An 18,401-nucleotide genomic window follows, 5' to 3' on the forward strand; every position below is an offset into this window, starting at 1 on the left:
ATCCCGTTAATTTTCATAACGGGATTTTAAATTTAGAGTTTTATTATTTTAATCCAGCAATATGAACTGATAAATCAATTAATTTACTAGAGTATCCATACTCATTATCGTACCAAGATACTAATTTGAAGAAAGTAGAGTTCAAACCAATACCTGCAGTAGCATCAATGATTGAAGTTCTTTTGTCAGAGATAAAATCTTGAGAAACAACAGCATCTTCAGTATATCCTAAGATACCTTTCAATTCGTTTTCTGAAGCTTTTTTCAAAACAGCCATAATTTCTTCATAAGAAGTTTCTTTAGCCACTTTTACAGTTAAATCTACTGTAGAAACGTCAGCAGTAGGAACACGGAAAGCCATACCTGTTAATTTTCCATTCAAAGAAGGAATTACTTTTCCAACAGCTTTTGCAGCTCCTGTAGAAGAAGGAATGATGTTTATAGCAGCAGCACGTCCACCTCTCCAGTCTTTTCTAGAAGGTCCGTCAGCAGTCATTTGAGTTGAAGTTGTAGCGTGAACAGTAGTCATTAAAGCCTCAACAATTCCAAAATTATCGTTGATTACTTTAGCTAAAGGAGCTAAACAGTTAGTAGTACAAGAAGCGTTAGAAACAACTAAATCAGAAGCTTTTGCAGTTTCGTGGTTTACTCCCATTACAAACATTGGAGCATCAGCAGAAGGAGCAGAAATAATTACTTTTTTAGCACCACCTTTGATATGCTCATTTGCAGTTTCGATAGTTGTGAAGATACCAGTACATTCAGCAACTACATCAACGTCAACTTCATTCCATTTCAAATCAGCTGGGTTTCTTTCAGCAGTGATACGGATGTTTCTTCCGTTTACGTATAATTTTCCTTCTTTTACTTCAACTGTTCCGTTAAATTGACCGTGAACAGAATCATATTTTAATAAGTAAGCTAAGTGATCTACATCTAACAAGTCGTTGATTGCAACTACTTCTACATTGTCTCTGTTGAAAGACTCTCTAAAAACAATTCTCCCGATTCTCCCGAAACCGTTTATTCCTAATTTTACTTTTGACATTTCTTTTCTTTATTTATTTATTGTTTATTATTCTAAGTTGAAAAATTTTCGCAAATTTAATGATTAATTCTGCTACAATTTTTATTAAGTTGTTATAATATCAGAAACCCTCAATAATTCTCTGTCAATTTCTGATTTCCCTTTTATAGCTTGTACTAATGGAGTAAGATTTACTGTATCGTTTTTCAATCCTACCATGAAATTTGAAACTCCGTCTAATAAAGACTCTACTGCTTTCACACCTAAACGGCTAGCCAAAACTCTATCAAAGCAAGAAGGTGAACCACCACGTTGCATGTGTCCTAATACCGATACACGAACATCGTATTCAGGTAAATTACTCTCTACATAATCCTTTAATTCGAATACATTTTTACCAATTTTATCGCCTTCAGCAATGACCACTATACTTGATGATTTTCCGGAAGCCTTACTTTTTTGAAGTGATTCTAAAAGTCTCTCTAATCCTAAATCTTCTTCAGGAATCAAAATTTCTTCTGCTCCAGCTCCAATTCCAGCATTCAAAGCGATATGCCCTGCATCTCTACCCATTACCTCAACAAAGAATAAACGGTTGTGAGAACTGGCTGTATCTCTAATTTTATCGATACAATCTACAACAGTATTTAAAGCTGTATCATATCCAAGTGTATGACTTGTCCCATAAATATCATTATCGATAGTACCAGGAATTCCCATTACCGGGAAATTATATTCTGAGTTAAACATCAAAGCTCCTGTAAAACTTCCATCTCCTCCGATAACTACCAAAGCTTCAATTCCTTCTTTAACTAAATTCTCATGAGCTTTTTTTCTTCCTTCAGGAGTTCTAAATTCAGCTGAACGTGCCGATTTTAAAATTGTTCCACCTTTATTAATAATATTATTTACGCTTCTAGGTCCCATTTCGATAAAGTCACCTTCAATCATTCCTTGGTAACCTCTATATATACCTACACATTCTATATTATGATAAGCACATGTACGAACAACTGAGCGTATTGCAGCATTCATTCCCGGGGAATCTCCACCAGAGGTAAGAACGCCTATTTTTTTTATTAGTTTTTGCATTGTTTTTAGTTTTGAAACGTAAAATTAAGAAACATTAATCACTTTAAAAGGGTCTGCCTTGTTATTTTAACTAATCGCCTTAAATTCAAACGTTTTCGTTAATAAGTTTCACAAAAAACAAAAAAACACAGTTTTTTTTTGACAGAAATCGATTTTTAGAGAATTTAACTAAGAATAACTTATTATTGACGTTTAAATAACATTTATACGAAACAAGTTCAAATTATAACAAAGTGCTTAAAAATCAAATCCAAACAAAGAGCATTCGATTTCACAAAATTAATCTTCGTCAGTTTTAACAGCCTCGGTATTATTTTTTATGTCTTCTTTTTTAGGCGATTTATTTTTGTTGAAATTAATATATTCAGGTGTTACATTAGAATCCTGGAAATATTCATTTGTAGTATCTACTCTCTGAATTTTGTACTTTTTAAATATTTTATTAACCAATTCCCTAAAGGTATCAAAATCTACTTCATAGGTAACCCCTAATCCTTGGGTGTAACCAATTCCTTGTCCAATATAATTAATATCGTTTTCTCTGTTAAACAGCCTCAAATTCATTGTTCCGTCCTGATTCACTCTGTACTGAACCTCAACATCCCCAACAACAGCCGATTCATTGATTCCTCCAAATGGAACCCCCACTTTTCCGTTAATCGTAATTCGCTCATTAACTTTGGAAGAAATAGTAGCCACTACTCTACCATCGGTTTCTTTACCAATCCTTTTGTCCGGAGAAATATAATTTAAACCTACCTTAAACTTATCACTATCTGTTTTTAGAATATCACCTAATAAACTGGAAGCCGTTTCGAACAAACTTCCTGAAAAATCAGATTGATTTACCCCTTCCGGACTTAAAAAACCTCCTGAAGAAAGTAAATACAAGGCCTGGGTTTGCCTAACATCTTTATCGTATAATTTATATTGAATTTCTGATTTCAAAACATTACTCACCGTTGGGAACTCAATATTAAAATCAGGATCCGGGCTGGCCAAATCTCCTTGAATTCCAATAATTACATTCACCGGCACCTTTCTGTTAAATGAAGAATTATCCAATAAAACTGCAGGATTGGCAATGGTTTTATAAACCGCCTGTAAATTAAGCTGTGCCCGCATTGGATTTCCTTCCCAGGAAATAGAACCTCCTTTTTTAACGTCAAACTTTTTATCAATTAATCCGCCGTATTTAAAATTATAGGTTCCTTCATAAGCCTGGAAATCTCCCCACATTTGAAATTTACCCAGAGTATTGATTTTAAACAACAACGAACCATAACCTCTACCGCGCATTCCATGACCTGAATTACGGTCTAAAATTACCTCTACTTCGGCATCAGGTGTGATATCCAAATCAAATTCCAATTCGAGTCCGTTGTATTTACGGCTATTTTCAACGATACCCATTTTTTTATTGTACTTTTCTTTAGGCGTTAAAAAATGGATAAATGAATTTTCGCCTACACTCTCAGCATAATTAATTGGAATTTTAACATCGGAACCTTTCTCTGATTTTGCATCAATTTTTATAAATAAGGAATTTGTAGGCCCTTTGATAGTAGCGTTTCCATTTATAAATGCAGTTCCATAATAAGCCGCATCTTCAGAATCCTTAGTATCTAAGACAACTAATTTTCTGGAAGCAATTGCAAAATCTAATTTCCAATCAGAAAAATTATTGTGCTCAATACTACCATTCAACAATCCTTTGGTATTAAATTTCGAATCGGTAATGGTATTATTTCTAAACAAAAACGTCTCATCAACCAAATCGACTACTGAACGATCACTCAATTGATAATCAACATTTAAATACGGAATAGTCATTCCTGCCTTGTCTACAAATAATCGACCACTGATTTTAGGTTTGTTTACATCACCCGTTACAATCGAATTTCCTGTTACAAAACCTCTGATATTAGACAAAACATCACCTCCCAGAGAACTGAAAACCCCAAGATTAAACCTATCCAATTTCAGTTTTAAATCCAGCATCGTCTTTTTATTAACGACTTCGAAACTTCCATTAGCATTAAAAGATTCTAAATTGTCATTTTGCAAATACGAATCAATAGTAAATTTTTCCAGATTTTGATCGCCTTCGATATTAAATCTTAAAACTCCTAAATCGGTTTTATTAATATTCAATTTGTCAACTACTATCGAAGCAGTAGGCTTATAGACTTGATTGTTTTGTTTAAAATGGATCGCACCATTTACATTTCCGTTAAAAACAAACTTACTACTTAAAGGTGTAATCTTATACAAATCGACATCTTTAAAACTGAGCTCAAAATCCTTATTCAGATTATCCTTGATTGTCCCATTCAGAGCCACCGATTGGTTTTCATGAGACAATACGATATTATCAAAATTGAAATTCTTAAAGGATTTATCAAAAACTATTTTATTATCAGGACTGTCTTTTTGATTGAGATACCATAAATTTTCTTTGAACTTCATCTCCGATTTACTTATACCCACCACATTATTATTGTCCTTATCAATAGTATGATACAAGTTCAGATTGAAATAATCCTCTCCTTTTTCGCCCCCTTTAAATTCCGAACGAAACAGTAATGTATCTTTTGTGGTAATATTAATCAAACTAAAATCACGCATTTTGTAATAAGGCGTTTTGATACTGTCTAATTCAACATAAGCATTAAATAATGGATTCTTATTATCGATAGACACCCTAATATTGTCGAAGGTATTTTTAGCATATACAATTTTAGGCGAATTGAAATTCATCTTAAATTCCTGATTATCCGATTTGATATTTCCTTTCAAAACCGTATTAGTCGCTAAGGCTATTTCGGGATATAAAATCTCAACTATCTTGCTGTAAACCGTGAAATTAAACTTTAAAAACTGTCCTTTATTTACTTTCTCTGGCTTAAAATTAGTGTACAAACTACCCAAAGAATTTCTTGTCAATTTTCCTAATTCTTTAAATTGAAAACGCCCTACTACTTTTCCATCGATAATATCAGGAGAATTTATAGTTAGCGTACGAATTCTATTTTCATCAAAAGTGGAATTGATATTGAAATCATCAAAAGTATAAGTGTCTTTTACATTTTGATAAGAAGTTTGCTTGATATATACATTACCCTGTAAATTTTCAATGGTGTTTCCTGTAACCTGCACCAAGACATCACCTTTAAAATTAGCAACACTGTCTTTTACTAATTTCAATTTATTCAAATTAGCATTAGCTACATTAATATGGAAATCGTATTTATTTTCTTTGGTACTTAAATCGACTAAACCATCAAATTCCATATTCAAATTAGGATCATCCACCGAAATTCGTCCTTTATAATAAGGCAATTTAAAATTACCGTTTACGGCAATATTATTATAAGTATAATTATTGTAATCCATTTTACTTATAAGTCCGTTCAATTGCGTATTTAAATATTTCTGGGTAAATCCTTTACCGTCAACATTAATATCCATAGTCACTTTGCCTAAATCATCACGATTTAAAAAAGTTCCTGCACTAAAACCTTCTAAAACTACATTTCCGGTATAAGCAGCCTTATCAATCACATCAATATTAGTCATTGAAAAAACCGACTGCACTCTTCCTATTTCAGACCTTAAATTCAAAGCAGCATCAATAGCAGTAGCTGTAAGTTGCGTGCTTCCTTCCATCCAAAAATCCCCCAAAGTCTTTAATTCTACAGGTAATTTTTTCCCAAGAACATTCGGGAGTATGGTTACCAGATTGTCGTAACTGGAATTGATTCTGCTAAAATTACCATCCATATAAAAACGTTGGTGCGCTTTTCCAAAAATATTTTTAAAACGAATATCTCCTTCAATTCTTGATTTCTTGGAATCAACTAAACGCAAACGACGTACATACAAATCGTTTAAAGTTCCTTTTACATCAGCTCTGTTGATATAAAAAAACTGATTAACCCCTAATTCATTATAAAAATGTCGGATATCATTTGTAGCAATTGCAGCCGAATGAATTTTTACGTCCCATTTTACTTTATCATTAAAACGGGCAAAATCCTTAATTTTATAATTAAGTGTAACTTCTCCTTTAATTTTAGATTCAGGGGTTTTTAAATCTAAATTTTCAAGTTTTATTTTTTTCTTGGTATAACTAAAAATAGCACTTAAATCCTCGACAAACAATCCTCTATGATCTAAAAAGGACAATTTATTGATATTGGTATTTACATCGGGACCATAAAGTTTAAAATCGGTCAATTCGATATTGACATTTTTAAAATCAACATCTTTAGGGTTAGCTCTATTATAATCAGTCAGTCTAAAATGTCCATGATTAATATAAGCCTTAGTAGAAGTTAGAAGAAAATGTTTTCCAGTATGCGGTTTTCCTGAATCGAAAGCATCAATGAAAACATCCATATTGGTTTTCTTCTCGTTTTTGTAGGTTTTCATATCAAACAAAACCCCATCCAAACGAATGGTTTTAAACAACAAATCGCCATGATTTAAAAAACCATTGAGATCAAAAATATTGGTGTTCAAAATTTTCGAATAAATCAAAGTATCCTTACGATGATCTAAAATCAGTACATTCTGGATTTTAACACCACCTAAAACCGACACCTTAACTTTATCAATATTGATATGGGTTCCAAAATCATTATTGATACGGTTCATTAAATACTTACCCACTTTAGTTTGGACTGCAGGCAATGATAACGCAATACCAAGCATCAACAAAAGGATGATGAAGCCAAGAATTATACCTGAAGTTATTTTAACCGTTTTTTTGATATGCTATGGTTTTATTACGAAATATTATTTTGCCCAAGGAAAGAGCGAAACCTTTAATAAAAATTCTTTAATTTTGGCTGCGCCGTAAAATTAAAAAAAATAAAATCGGTTTCTAAAGATAATTCAAAATTTGTGCCTTTTTATGCTAAATCCCGAGGTTTTTATTCTTGCTATTGAAAGTTCCTGCGATGATACCGCAGCAGCCGTTTTATGTAACGACAAAGTACTTTCAAATGTTGTGGCAAATCAATTAATTCACACACAATATGGCGGAGTTGTTCCCGAATTAGCTTCGCGTGCCCATCAGCAAAATATTGTTCCTGTAATTGATGCTGCCTTAAAAAAAGCCAATATCCAGAAAGAACAATTATCAGCCATTGCCTTTACCCAAGGTCCCGGTTTGATGGGGTCTTTGCTTGTGGGAAGTTCTTTTGCAAAATCAACAGCATTGGCTTTAGGAATTCCGCTTATTGCGGTAAACCACATGCACGCCCATATTTTAGCGCATTTTATTGACGAAGAAGGTTACGACAAACCCGAATTTCCTTTCCTGGCCTTAACCATTAGCGGAGGACATACCCAAATTGTAAAAGTCAACAATTTTTTTGATATGCAAATAATTGGCGAAACTACTGATGATGCCGTGGGAGAAGCTTTTGACAAAAGCGCTAAAATCCTTGGTCTTCCTTATCCTGGTGGTCCTTTAGTAGATAAATATGCCCAACTGGGAAATCCAAAAGCGTTTCCTTTTACCAAACCAAAAGTTCCCAGACTGGATTTTAGTTTTTCAGGTTTAAAAACGGCAATCTTATATTTCATTCAAAAAGAAAAACAAAAGAATCCGAATTTTATCGATGAAAACCTCAACGATATTTGCGCTTCCATTCAACATACTATTATCCAGATATTAATGGATAAATTGAAATTAGCGGTACAGGAAACTGGAATTAAACAAATTGCCATTGGTGGCGGTGTTTCGGCCAATTCCGGCATTAGAAATACCCTGAAAAAAGCCGAAGAAAAATACGGTTGGAAAACATTTGTCCCTAAATTTGAATACACCACCGATAATGCTGCCATGATAGGAATTGTAGGTTATCAAAAGTTCTTATCCCAAAATTTCGAAAATGCTTCAGTAGTTTCTAAAGCGCGAATTCAATTCTAAACTATGCAATTATTTTACAATCCAAATATTGACGAACAAACAGCATCCTTTTCTTTCGACAAAGAAGAAAGCAAACACATTATCAAAGTCTTGCGAAAAAAAGACGGCGATATTTTATTTGTAACTAATGGTTTGGGGTATATATTCGAATGCGAAATCACTTTAGCATCTGATAACAAATGCACGGTAAAAATTAATGCTGTAGAGAAAAAAGAAACACCTAAATTCCATTTGCACTTGGCCGTTGCACCAACAAAAATGAACGACCGCTACGAATGGTTTTTGGAAAAAGCTACCGAAATTGGTATCCAGGAAATCACGCCCATCATTTGTGATCGCTCCGAAAGAAAGGTAATCAACAAAGAACGATTTGACAAAATTATCCTGTCTGCATTGAAACAATGTAATGAAGCCTATCTGCCAAAATTGAACGAAGCAGTTAGTTTTAAAGAATTTGTAAATCAAAAAAACAAAGGCACATTATTAATTGCCCACTGCGAAGAAACCGATAAAAAAACATTGAAATCGGTTTTGAAAACTAACGAAGATATTACTTTGCTTATTGGTCCCGAAGGCGATTTTTCCGTTAAAGAAATCACATTGGCATTAGAAAACAATTATATTCCCGTTTCTTTAGGCAACACCAGATTAAGAACCGAAACAGCAGCCGTAGTAGCCTGCCATAGCGTGATGTTTTTTAATGAAGGATAGTCCTTAGTTTTTGAGTCCTTAGTCCTTAGTTTAGGATGAGTTTAATTACTAAGGACTAAAAAAACTAAGGACTAAGGACTAACCACTAAGGACTAAAAAAATGAAAAGAATACATCTTATTTTACTATTAATTTCTTTCACTTCTTTTTCCCAGGAAATTGCCTTGGTAAAATACAGCGGTGGTGGCGATTGGTATGCCAATCCTACTTCACTGCCTAATTTAATTCGCTTTTGCAACAGCCATATCAACACCACTATCAATTCAAAACCCGCCACGGTAGAACCCGGTAGTCCTGATTTATTTTCCTATCCCTTTACCCACATGACGGGACACGGGAATGTAGTTTTTAGTGCATCGGATGTGGTTAATCTTCAAAAATATTTAAACGGTGGTGGCTTTTTACATATTGATGACAATTATGGAATGGACCAATACATTCGAAAAGAAATTAAAAAAATATTCCCCGCTAAGGAATTAATTGAAATCCCTGCCAATCACGCCATTTTTCAAAAGCCTTATCTTTTTGCCAATGGTTTACCAAAAATACACGAACACGATGGCAAACGTCCACAGGCTTTTGGCATTTTCATAGACAATAGATTAGTGCTGCTATATACTTATGAATGTGATTTAGGCGATGGCTGGGAAGATCCCGAAGTACATAACGACCCTGCCGAAGTACGTGAAAAAGCATTAAAAATGGGTGCCAATATTATAAACTATATCTTTAACAACTAATCCAGGTGCAACTAAAACACGAAGAAAATCAGTTTAAACAAACTCAATTTCCTATTACGCTGGTTTGTGATAATATTTGTTTCCAACAAAATATTGGTTCGCTTTTCAGAATTGGAGAAGCTTTTGGAATTGAGAAAATTATTTTCGCCGGAAAAGACATCCCACTGAATCCTCGAAAAATAAATAAAACGTCAAGAAGTACCCATTTACACGTTCCTTACACTGTAATTGAAGAAAATGATGCTCTAATTAATTATTTACAAGAGAATAATTATGAAATAATTTCGTTAGAAATTGCTTCAAACAGCAAATCATTAAAAGAAGTAGTTTTGCCTGCCAATAAAAAAACAGCACTTATAATTGGCAGCGAAATTAATGGCATAAACGAAGCTCTTTTGAAAATTTCGAATCAAATTGTACATATCGATATGTTTGGTCAAAACAGCAGTATGAATGTGGTTCAGGCTGCAAGCATTGCGCTTTATGAATTTACTTCGAAAATGATTTGAGTTTTTTTATCTTTATATCCTAAAACACAGTTATGATTACATCAAAAACGATATCTAACGGAATCCTTCGCGCTTTATTAACCGTAATTGTTAGCGGTTTAGTTTTGTATTTTTTCTATCAAATCAGCACTGTACTTACTTATTTAGTGATATCGCTAATTCTTACCATGATAGGAAAACCTATTCTGAATTTCTTTAAAAAGCGACTAAAATTCAACGATGTCTTTGCCAGCATTGCTACGGTATCTATTTTTATATTGATTATTTTGGGATTTATTTTAATGTTTATTCCTTTAATCGCTTCACAAGGGCAAAATCTATCGCTGCTAAATACTGCGGAAATAGAAAAAAACATTGCTGAATTATTAAAACAAATCCAGATTTTTCTGGATTCTCACAATATTGATTCTGCCAAAGTATTGAAAGAAGCCAATATTTCTTCTAAAATCAACTTTACTTTTATTCCTGATTTTTTAAACAGTATTCTAGGAACAATCGGCAGTTTAGGTGTAGGATTGGGTTCGGTATTGTTTATTACTTTTTTCTTTTTAAAAGACAGGATTCTTTTTTTACGGGGCGCTAAAAAACTAATCCCTGACAGTCATGAAGAAAAATTTTTGAACTCTTTCGACAAAATCAACGATTTGCTTTCCCGCTATTTCATTGGATTATTGTTCCAATTATTCATCGTATTTCTGTTATATCTGATTGTTTTAATCATTTTCGGCATACCTAATGCGCTTATCATTGCTTTTTTATGTGCTGTTTTAAACATCATTCCATACATCGGACCTTTAATTGCATCGATACTGGCGGCTTTATTAACCATGTTGAGCCATTTAGGAAGCGATTTCCAAACTGAAATTTTACCTACAACTTTTTATGTATTGATAGGATTTTGGATTGTACAACTCATAGATAACAATCTTTCGCAACCCTTTATCTTTTCAAAAAGTGTCAGTTCCCATCCATTGGAAATATTTCTTGTAATTTTAATTGCCGGTTTTCTTTCGGGAATATTAGGGATGATTATTGCTGTTCCGCTGTACACCATCCTTAAGGTTATTGGAAAAGAATTCTTTCCCGAAAACAAAATTATTCAGTTGCTAACTAAAGATATTTAGGTTTGGATTTAAATATTTTACAACCACAAATTCAAGATTTTATTGATAAACAAATCGGGAACTCAATTTCGAAATTAGCCCTTCAAAAAAATCCATTTCCTGATGTGGAATGGATTAAAGTTTTAAATCAGATTGAAGCAAAATCAAAGGCTAAAGACAAATTACCTACTTGGTTTAACTGCAAAAATATTATTTATCCGAGTAAAATTTCGGTCGAACAAACCTCTTCCGAGCCAACTGCTTTATACAAAAGCAGTATCGTTTCGGGAGAATCCTTAATCGATCTTACCGGTGGTTTTGGTGTGGATGATTCTTTTTTTGCTGACAAAATCAAATCGGTAGTCCATTGCGAAATTAATCCTGAACTTTCGGCAATTGTAAAACACAATTTCGAACAGCTCAACATTAAAAATATCGAATGTCATGCTGGCGACAGTTTTGAAACCTTAAAAACTTTGAATCGAAAATGGGATTGGATTTACATTGATCCTTCGAGACGAAATGATGCCAAAGGCAAAGTTTTTATGCTCAAAGACTGTTTGCCCAATGTGCCTGAAAACCTTGATTTCTATTTCGAAAATTCGGATGCTATCTTAATCAAAACCGCACCTTTATTAGATATTTCGGCGGGATTGTCCGAATTGAAAAATGTAAAAAACATTCATATTGTAGCGCTGGAAAACGAAGTAAAGGAACTTTTATGGGAATTGCATAAAGATTATTTGGGCGAAATCACTTTAAAAACGGTCAATATCAACAAAGGAACTATTGACACATTTGAGTTTTTAATGAATCAGGAATCGGTGTTTCCTGCTTATAGTTTGCCTAAAAAGTATTTGTACGAACCCAATAGTGCCATCATGAAATCGGGCGGCTTTGATGAAGTTGCCATTAACTACAACATCAATAAATTACACAAACATTCGCATTTATATACTTCTGATAAAATCCTTTCATTTCCGGGTAGAATTTTCGAAATCACCGCTGCTTTTCCATACAATAAAATCGAAATGAAAAATTATTTGAGTGGAAAACAATCAAACATCACCACTCGTAATTTTCCCGAAACGGTGGAAAACATTCGAAAAAAATGGAAAATAAAAGAGGGCGGAAATCTTTATACTTTTTTCACCACCGATGTAAATAATTCCAAAATAGTATTAATTTGCGCCAAAATAAAATAATAATGAAAAAACTATTACTTACCGCCTTATTCTTTTTATCTCTAAACTCTTTTGCGCAAACACTTTGTGATTATGCTACTAATGTAAAAGACTCCGTAGGCTCTTACAAAGTCACCAAAGAATACCTGATTTCTGAGAAAATTTTCGCAGGAACTTCAAGCTATATTTTCTACACTTTGTCTTTAACTGATGGTTTACCTACACTTAATGTACAACTCATTCAAAAAAGCAAAGGTTTTATTAAAGCTAATTGTTTTGATAAAAACTCCAGATTGTATTTACAGCTAAACAACGGAAAAGTAATCACTCTGGTACATACCAATCTGGAATATTGTGGCAGCATGATTAGAGACGAAAAAGGTTTTGATAACCGCGTAATTGTTGGAAACTTCATGTTTATGAAAGGCACAATGGAAGACTTAAAAAGTTCTCCACTTTCATTGATGAGAATAAAATATTTAACCGATACCGAAGATTATATCGTCAAAAAACAATTGGTTTCGGAATTAACTGGAAAAACTTATCAACCTGAAACTTATTTCATTAATAATTTAAAATGTATCGAGAACTAAACCAATAGTCGATTATAATTTATCATAAAAAAGTCAACACTTTCAGAGTTTAATTAAAACCTAATAAACCGAAAATGTTGACTTTTTTATATATCTAAAACTAGTTACACTTCCATTTTTCATTGGAAACCACATCCATCAAAGCCGATTTCAAATTATAATGCCACCATTCTGAATCAAACGAATTAAAACCATTTTCTAGCATAATGCTTTTAAGTAACATTCGATTATCCTTTACTTTTTGGGATAAATTTTCATAGGCATGACTGGCTTCGATCCCGAAAAAATCAAATTTAGTTCCCATATCCAGTTCTCTTCCTCTTTTGTTTACCAAAGTAATATCTACCGCTCCTCCCCGATTATGAATGGAACCTTTGGCCGGATCAGCCACATATTCCGGATTAGGAACTATCTCCCACATCTTTTTTTGAATATCCAACGGACGGTAACAATCGAAAAGTTTAATTCGGTAGCCTTTTTTTATAAATTCCTGATTCGCCACAACTAAAGCTCTTACTGTTTTTAATCGCAAATAACATTCGGCACAATCATAAACTTTAGCTTTCAGGAAATTGTCATCGGTAGCATATTTCATGTCATACACAAAATCGGAACTGTAGTCTTTTAGATTTACAAAAGTAGTGTCGCCAATGGAAGAAGGAATTTCCTTTGAAGTTGAAATTGCCGTAATTTGTGATTTACAGGACAGAAATACAACTAAAAATAGAATTAAACTTATTTTTTTTAAGGTAATAATCATCGATGAGAATTTTAGGCTTAAAACAAATGTACAAAACTCTGTTTCAAAACATGGCTTAACTAAAAAAAGCTTGGAGACTAAATAAATGAAACACAAAAGACTTTTTATACATTTTTCATTAGGCTATTAAATTTAAAAATGTACTTTTATTTTTTGTTTCAAAAAAGCAACAATACTTTTACCCAAAAAATTAAAAACAACTTTAAAATGATTGTAGATTCATTAAACAATGCTGCGAAATACTATGGTTTACATCCTGCTTTCGAAAAGGCATTTCAATTTTTAAATGAAAACGACTTAGCTAATCTGGCTGATGGCGTAACCCAATATTCAGATGATTTAAAAATTATCGTTAATTCCGGAAACGGAAATTCAAAAGAACAAAGTTTAGTTCATTTTGAATGTCATGATAAAAATATCGACATCCAGGTTTGTGTGGCTGGTCCAGAGACTTATGCCTGGAAACCAAGAGAAAAATGTGTGAGCCCAAACGGTGACTACAGTGACGAAAAAGACGTTCGTTTTTTCTTTGACAAACCCGATATGTTTTTTGAATTAAATCCGGGACAATTTACTATCTTATTTCCAGAAGATGTTCATGCAGCTATGATTAGCAATGGAAAAATAAAAAAAATCGTCATCAAGGTTAAAATATAAAACCACAACTTATTAAAAACAATAAAACTACCTCTTCAGGTAGTTTTATTGTTTTATACCCCTCTTTATTCTCGTTTTTTTATTCCCAAAAAGATTACAAATCGCTCTTAAAAACACAGCTTTGTTAAAACTTCAGCCCAGTATTCTTAAAATATTAGGTTTGTCTCTGAAGAATCACTTTATTTGAGCCATCTATATAACTAATTTTCAGAACCATATTATGAAATCCTACTCAATACAAGAAATAAACGATGTCCTTCAAGGTATTATCTCCGGCAGCACATTACAAAACATCACTGCTGCTGAGCAACTTGAAGTTGCCACAAATTCTGAAATTTCTTTTATTGGAAATAAAAAATACGAAAAACTTTGGGCTACTTCTAAAGCCAGTGTTGCAGTTGTAAATGAAGACATTTCAATTGAACCTGGAGAAAACAGGGCTTTCATAAAAGTCAAAAATGCCGATTTGGCTATGTCGCAAATATTAGAACTTTTTGCCCCAGCACTACCTGAATTTCATGTTGATATTCATCCCAATGCAGTAGTTGACAAAACAGCTAGTATTGGTGCCGGGACAAAAATTGGCGCCGGAAGTTATGTGGGTCCCAATGTAAAAATTGGAGAAAACAGCACTATTTATCCTAATGTAACCATCCTTGATGAATCTACTATTGGAAAAAACACGGTAATTTGGTCAGGAACGGTGGTAAGAGAGCGTTGTCACATTGGTAACGGCTGTATTATTCATCCTAATGCAACCATTGGAGCGGATGGTTTTGGATTCCGTCCCTGTCCGGAAAAAGGCTTGGTTAAAATCCCTCAAATTGGAAATGTAATCATTGGAAACAATGTCGAAATTGGTGCCAATAGCTGTATCGATAGAGGTAAATTCAGCTCAACTGTTTTAGGTGATGGTTGTAAAATTGACAATTTAGTTCAAATAGGACATAACAGTAAGCTAGGACAGTTTTGTATTATGGCTGGAAACAGTGGATTAGCAGGTTCCGTTACTCTAGGAAACGGTGTTATCATTGGAGGAAGCGCTTCGATAAAAGACCACACTACTATTGGCGACGGCGCTGTTATTGGTGCAGGTTCAGGAGTTACTTGTGATATTCCTGCCGGAAAAACCATGTTAGGCTACCCTGCCGTTGAAGCTCGTGATGCGTTAAAACAATGGGCAATTCTAAAAAGACTCGTTAACGATTCTAAAAAATAATTTTTTTTATTTTTATTTTTTTACCGCAGATTCGCAAATTTAAACTTTTGTGAATCTGCGGTTCTTTTTTTATCACTAACCTAACACTTAAATAATATCATTTTTTAAACCATATAGTCATATCAGCTAAGTTTAGCATTTATTTTACTGCAAATTACACAGATTCACACAAATTAATAAAACTTATATTGGCTTAGCTTTTTACTTTAGATAAAATCAAAAAACTTAAATGACTTATATGGTAAAAAAAACAAAAAAACTTCAATTGGTTTTGTATTTTAGCCATCAATTTTCTTGCAATTACAAACACCATGGATTTAAACTTCAACAAAAACGAAGACCACAATAAACTTTTACTTTCTGATTTAAGACAAAAATTCTCTAAAATAAAATTAGGAGGAGGCGAAAAACGCATTCAAAAATTACATGCCGAAGGCAAAATGACTGCCCGTGAGCGCATTGACTATTTATTGGATGCCAATGCCGAAAGTATTGAAATTGGAGCACTCGTAGGTGGAGGAATGTACAAGGAACATGGCGGCTGTCCTTCGGGAGGTGTTGTGGTAAAAATTGGCTACATTAAAGGAAAACAATGTATTGTTGTTGCCAATGATGCTACTGTAAAAGCGGGTGCCTGGTTTCCTATCACGGCTAAGAAAAACTTGCGTGCACAGGAAATTGCAATGGAAAACAAAATTCCAATCATATATTTAGTAGACAGTGCAGGAGTTTATTTGCCTATGCAGGACGAAATTTTCCCTGATAAAGAACATTTTGGACGTATTTTTAGAAATAATGCCATCATGAGCAGCATGGGAATTACGCAAATTTCGGCTATTATGGGCAGTTGTGTTGCCGGAGGTGCTTATCTGCCTATCATGAGTGACGAAGCCATAATTGTTGATAAAACGGCGAGTATCTTTTTGGCTGGAAGCTATTTGGTAAAAGCAGCCATTGGCGAAAATATCGATAACGAAAGCCTGGGTGGAGCGACCACACATTGCGAAATCTCAGGAGTGACCGATTATAAAGCCAAAGACGACAAAGATGCTTTAGACAAAATAAAAAATATAGTTGACAAAATTGGTGACTACGACAAAGCGGGATTCAACCGCATCAAAACTGTAAAACCAGCCTTAGACGAAAAAGAAATATACGGCATATTACCAAAAGCCCGCACCGAACAATATGATATGATGGAAATCATCAATCGTATGGTAGATAATTCTGAATTTGAAGCTTACAAAGACGGTTACGGACAAACCATCATCACGGGTTATGCCCGCATTGACGGATGGGCAGTGGGGATTGTAGCCAACCAACGAAAAGTAATCAAAACAAAAAAAGGCGAAATGCAGTTTGGCGGTGTCATCTACTCCGATAGTGCCGATAAAGCCACACGCTTTATTGCCAACTGCAATCAGAAAAAAATCCCTTTGGTATTCCTGCAAGACGTTACCGGATTTATGGTGGGTTCCAAGTCGGAACAGGGCGGAATCATCAAAGACGGAGCTAAAATGGTCAATGCCGTGAGCAACTCGGTCGTTCCAAAATTTACCGTGATTGTTGGGAATTCCTATGGTGCCGGAAACTACGCCATGTGTGGTAAAGCCTATGATCCAAGATTAATTGTGGCCTGGCCAAGTGCCGAATTAGCCGTTATGGGTGGTACTCAAGCCGCGAAAGTATTGGCACAAATAGAAGCTTCTTCGATGAAAGCCAAAGGAGAAATCGTTGATGAAGCCAAAGAAGCCGAATTGTTTGCCAAAATAAAAGCGCGCTACTACGAACAAACCTCTCCCTATTATGCCGCTTCCCGCTTGTGGACTGATGCCATCATTGATCCATTAGACACCCGAAAATGGATTTCTATGGGTATCGAAGCCGCCAACCACGCTCCTATTGAAAAAGCATTCAATTTGGGTGTGATTCAGGTTTAGATTTTTCAATACACTAATTTTATTAGCCCACAGATATAACGGATAAAACTGATTCACACCGATTTCTCTTAAAACTTGAAGAATCTTGGTATGTTTTTATGAGCCTTTGTGATAGAGCTACAACTTTTAGCACACAGATGAAACAGAGTAAAACGGCTTATAACAGCTTGCGCTAGCATCCTAAAAAACAATCCAACATCCATAAATAAAAAAAGTTTCTAAAAAACTATTCGCTACGGTCTTCTAATTAATAATTTGTATTTTTAGTGCTAAACGGGTTTAAAGACAATCAATAGCCTCCATTATGGAAATTTTAGAACAAATCACAAACAAAGGATTAACAATTGCTAAAGCGAATGGTCTTTTAGACTTAGACGAAAATTACACAATCCCTTATGATGAAGACAAGCTGAGAACGTTTATAAAAACTCAAGTAGAAGATTTATCCAAATTCTCAACCTTGGAGCATTTCTTTAGCCAGGAAAATTTATTCATAAGAGCATTTGTATATACCTATGGAAAAGGATTTGAGTTTGCTCTTGCCTACATGATTGGGGAGCCCTTAGAAAGAATCGCTTATAATTTTGATGATTGTATGACCAGCAATGGATTGAAAGCATTACCCAATGAGATTAGAAAATTTGCCGAAAGCAAAATTTATATCATCAGAGAAATGTTTACTGAAATGTTTGAAATGATTAGAAATAAACAATCCCAACTTACAGAAGCTGGAATTGCATTCGAAGATTGCATTATCAAAATTTTGAATGAAGCCTTTTTTATCGGACAAAGAATAGCTGTTTCCATGGAATTAGATTCTAAAATGACTATTAAGTTAGATTCCGAAACTCAAGATTCTTTGTATGATTATGATAATTATGATAACAGATATTCATTATAAAAGACCAACCCACAAACATTCAAAC

At 33.9% G+C, this 18,401-nt stretch carries 15 protein-coding genes; 11 read left to right on the forward strand and 4 right to left on the reverse strand.

Annotation, left to right across the window (positions count from 1 at the left end; translation table 11 throughout):
- Positions 1-43: 43 nt before the first annotated feature.
- The 3 genes from gap to EOD40_RS14425 form a co-directional block, all read right to left on the reverse strand.
- The gene (gap, locus tag EOD40_RS14415) at positions 44-1,048 is read right to left on the reverse strand and encodes a type I glyceraldehyde-3-phosphate dehydrogenase (protein WP_128196710.1); all 1,005 of its coding nucleotides are present in this window, start codon (positions 1,046-1,048) and stop codon (positions 44-46) included.
- Between the two features lie 84 nt (positions 1,049-1,132).
- Positions 1,133-2,119 carry a 6-phosphofructokinase gene (gene pfkA, locus EOD40_RS14420; RefSeq protein ID WP_128196711.1) on the reverse strand — a complete coding sequence of 329 codons (987 nt, stop codon included), beginning with the start codon at positions 2,117-2,119 and terminating at the stop codon, positions 1,133-1,135.
- Positions 2,120-2,398: 279 nt separating this feature from the next.
- Positions 2,399-6,835 (reverse strand): translocation/assembly module TamB domain-containing protein, encoded by a 4,437-nt coding sequence (locus tag EOD40_RS14425; RefSeq protein ID WP_128196712.1) that lies wholly within the window; start codon positions 6,833-6,835, stop codon positions 2,399-2,401.
- Positions 6,836-7,037: 202 nt separating this feature from the next.
- Between EOD40_RS14425 and tsaD the strand changes: the two genes are divergently transcribed.
- From tsaD to EOD40_RS14460, 7 genes are all read left to right on the forward strand, one after another.
- Entirely contained in the window at positions 7,038-8,060 is a 1,023-nt protein-coding gene (gene tsaD, locus EOD40_RS14430) for a tRNA (adenosine(37)-N6)-threonylcarbamoyltransferase complex transferase subunit TsaD (protein WP_128196713.1), read from the forward strand.
- A gap of 3 nt (positions 8,061-8,063) precedes the next feature.
- On the forward strand, positions 8,064-8,771 hold the full coding sequence (locus EOD40_RS14435; protein WP_128196714.1) for a 16S rRNA (uracil(1498)-N(3))-methyltransferase: 708 nt from the start codon (positions 8,064-8,066) through the stop codon (positions 8,769-8,771).
- Between the two features lie 100 nt (positions 8,772-8,871).
- Complete coding sequence (locus EOD40_RS14440; protein WP_128196715.1) at positions 8,872-9,510, forward strand: DUF4159 domain-containing protein; 639 nt, start codon at positions 8,872-8,874, stop codon at positions 9,508-9,510.
- 5 nt (positions 9,511-9,515) lie between these two features.
- Positions 9,516-10,019 (forward strand): TrmH family RNA methyltransferase, encoded by a 504-nt coding sequence (locus EOD40_RS14445; protein ID WP_128196716.1) that lies wholly within the window; start codon positions 9,516-9,518, stop codon positions 10,017-10,019.
- Positions 10,020-10,051: 32 nt separating this feature from the next.
- Positions 10,052-11,143, forward strand: a complete 1,092-nt coding sequence (locus tag EOD40_RS14450) for an AI-2E family transporter (RefSeq protein WP_128196717.1) — start codon at positions 10,052-10,054, stop codon at positions 11,141-11,143.
- A gap of 2 nt (positions 11,144-11,145) precedes the next feature.
- Positions 11,146-12,327: a class I SAM-dependent methyltransferase gene (locus EOD40_RS14455; RefSeq protein WP_128196718.1), complete on the forward strand. Its 1,182-nt coding sequence runs from the start codon at positions 11,146-11,148 to the stop codon at positions 12,325-12,327.
- Positions 12,328-12,329: 2 nt separating this feature from the next.
- Positions 12,330-12,899: a hypothetical protein gene (locus tag EOD40_RS14460; protein WP_128196719.1), complete on the forward strand. Its 570-nt coding sequence runs from the start codon at positions 12,330-12,332 to the stop codon at positions 12,897-12,899.
- Positions 12,900-12,999: 100 nt separating this feature from the next.
- On the opposite strand, the gene EOD40_RS14465 is transcribed toward EOD40_RS14460, so the two are convergent.
- Positions 13,000-13,659, reverse strand: a complete 660-nt coding sequence (locus EOD40_RS14465; protein WP_128196720.1) for a M15 family metallopeptidase — start codon at positions 13,657-13,659, stop codon at positions 13,000-13,002.
- 207 nt (positions 13,660-13,866) lie between these two features.
- Between EOD40_RS14465 and EOD40_RS14470 the strand changes: the two genes are divergently transcribed.
- The 4 genes from EOD40_RS14470 (at position 13,867) to EOD40_RS14485 (ending at position 18,376) form a co-directional block, all read left to right on the forward strand.
- Positions 13,867-14,316 (forward strand): YhcH/YjgK/YiaL family protein, encoded by a 450-nt coding sequence (locus EOD40_RS14470; RefSeq protein WP_128196722.1) that lies wholly within the window; start codon positions 13,867-13,869, stop codon positions 14,314-14,316.
- Positions 14,317-14,536: 220 nt separating this feature from the next.
- Positions 14,537-15,535, forward strand: a complete 999-nt coding sequence (gene lpxD / locus EOD40_RS14475) for a UDP-3-O-(3-hydroxymyristoyl)glucosamine N-acyltransferase (protein WP_128196724.1) — start codon at positions 14,537-14,539, stop codon at positions 15,533-15,535.
- Between the two features lie 311 nt (positions 15,536-15,846).
- On the forward strand, positions 15,847-17,475 hold the full coding sequence (locus EOD40_RS14480; RefSeq protein WP_128196726.1) for an acyl-CoA carboxylase subunit beta: 1,629 nt from the start codon (positions 15,847-15,849) through the stop codon (positions 17,473-17,475).
- A gap of 304 nt (positions 17,476-17,779) precedes the next feature.
- Positions 17,780-18,376, forward strand: coding sequence for a hypothetical protein (locus tag EOD40_RS14485; RefSeq protein ID WP_128196728.1), 597 nt, complete (start codon positions 17,780-17,782; stop codon positions 18,374-18,376).
- Positions 18,377-18,401 lie beyond the last annotated feature (25 nt).

The organism is Flavobacterium sufflavum (genome assembly GCF_004016525.1).
In the GTDB taxonomy this organism is placed as follows: Bacteria; Bacteroidota; Bacteroidia; order Flavobacteriales; family Flavobacteriaceae; genus Flavobacterium; species Flavobacterium sufflavum.

What these genes read in the sequence shown, in the direction of transcription:
- EOD40_RS14470 (WP_128196722.1), top strand. Translation starts at nt 13,867, where the DNA reads ATGATTGTAGATTCATTAAACAATGCTGCGAAATACTATGGTTTACAT.
- EOD40_RS14435 (WP_128196714.1), top strand. Translation starts at nt 8,064, where the DNA reads ATGCAATTATTTTACAATCCAAATATTGACGAACAAACAGCATCCTTT.
- EOD40_RS14425 (WP_128196712.1), bottom strand. Translation starts at nt 6,835, where the DNA reads ATGCTTGGTATTGCGTTATCATTGCCTGCAGTCCAAACTAAAGTGGGT.
- EOD40_RS14440 (WP_128196715.1), top strand. Translation starts at nt 8,872, where the DNA reads ATGAAAAGAATACATCTTATTTTACTATTAATTTCTTTCACTTCTTTT.
- EOD40_RS14460 (WP_128196719.1), top strand. Translation starts at nt 12,330, where the DNA reads ATGAAAAAACTATTACTTACCGCCTTATTCTTTTTATCTCTAAACTCT.
- EOD40_RS14450 (WP_128196717.1), top strand. Translation starts at nt 10,052, where the DNA reads ATGATTACATCAAAAACGATATCTAACGGAATCCTTCGCGCTTTATTA.
- EOD40_RS14465 (WP_128196720.1), bottom strand. Translation starts at nt 13,659, where the DNA reads ATGATTATTACCTTAAAAAAAATAAGTTTAATTCTATTTTTAGTTGTA.
- pfkA (WP_128196711.1), bottom strand. Translation starts at nt 2,119, where the DNA reads ATGCAAAAACTAATAAAAAAAATAGGCGTTCTTACCTCTGGTGGAGAT.
- lpxD (WP_128196724.1), top strand. Translation starts at nt 14,537, where the DNA reads ATGAAATCCTACTCAATACAAGAAATAAACGATGTCCTTCAAGGTATT.
- tsaD (WP_128196713.1), top strand. Translation starts at nt 7,038, where the DNA reads ATGCTAAATCCCGAGGTTTTTATTCTTGCTATTGAAAGTTCCTGCGAT.
- EOD40_RS14485 (WP_128196728.1), top strand. Translation starts at nt 17,780, where the DNA reads ATGGAAATTTTAGAACAAATCACAAACAAAGGATTAACAATTGCTAAA.
- EOD40_RS14480 (WP_128196726.1), top strand. Translation starts at nt 15,847, where the DNA reads ATGGATTTAAACTTCAACAAAAACGAAGACCACAATAAACTTTTACTT.
- gap (WP_128196710.1), bottom strand. Translation starts at nt 1,048, where the DNA reads ATGTCAAAAGTAAAATTAGGAATAAACGGTTTCGGGAGAATCGGGAGA.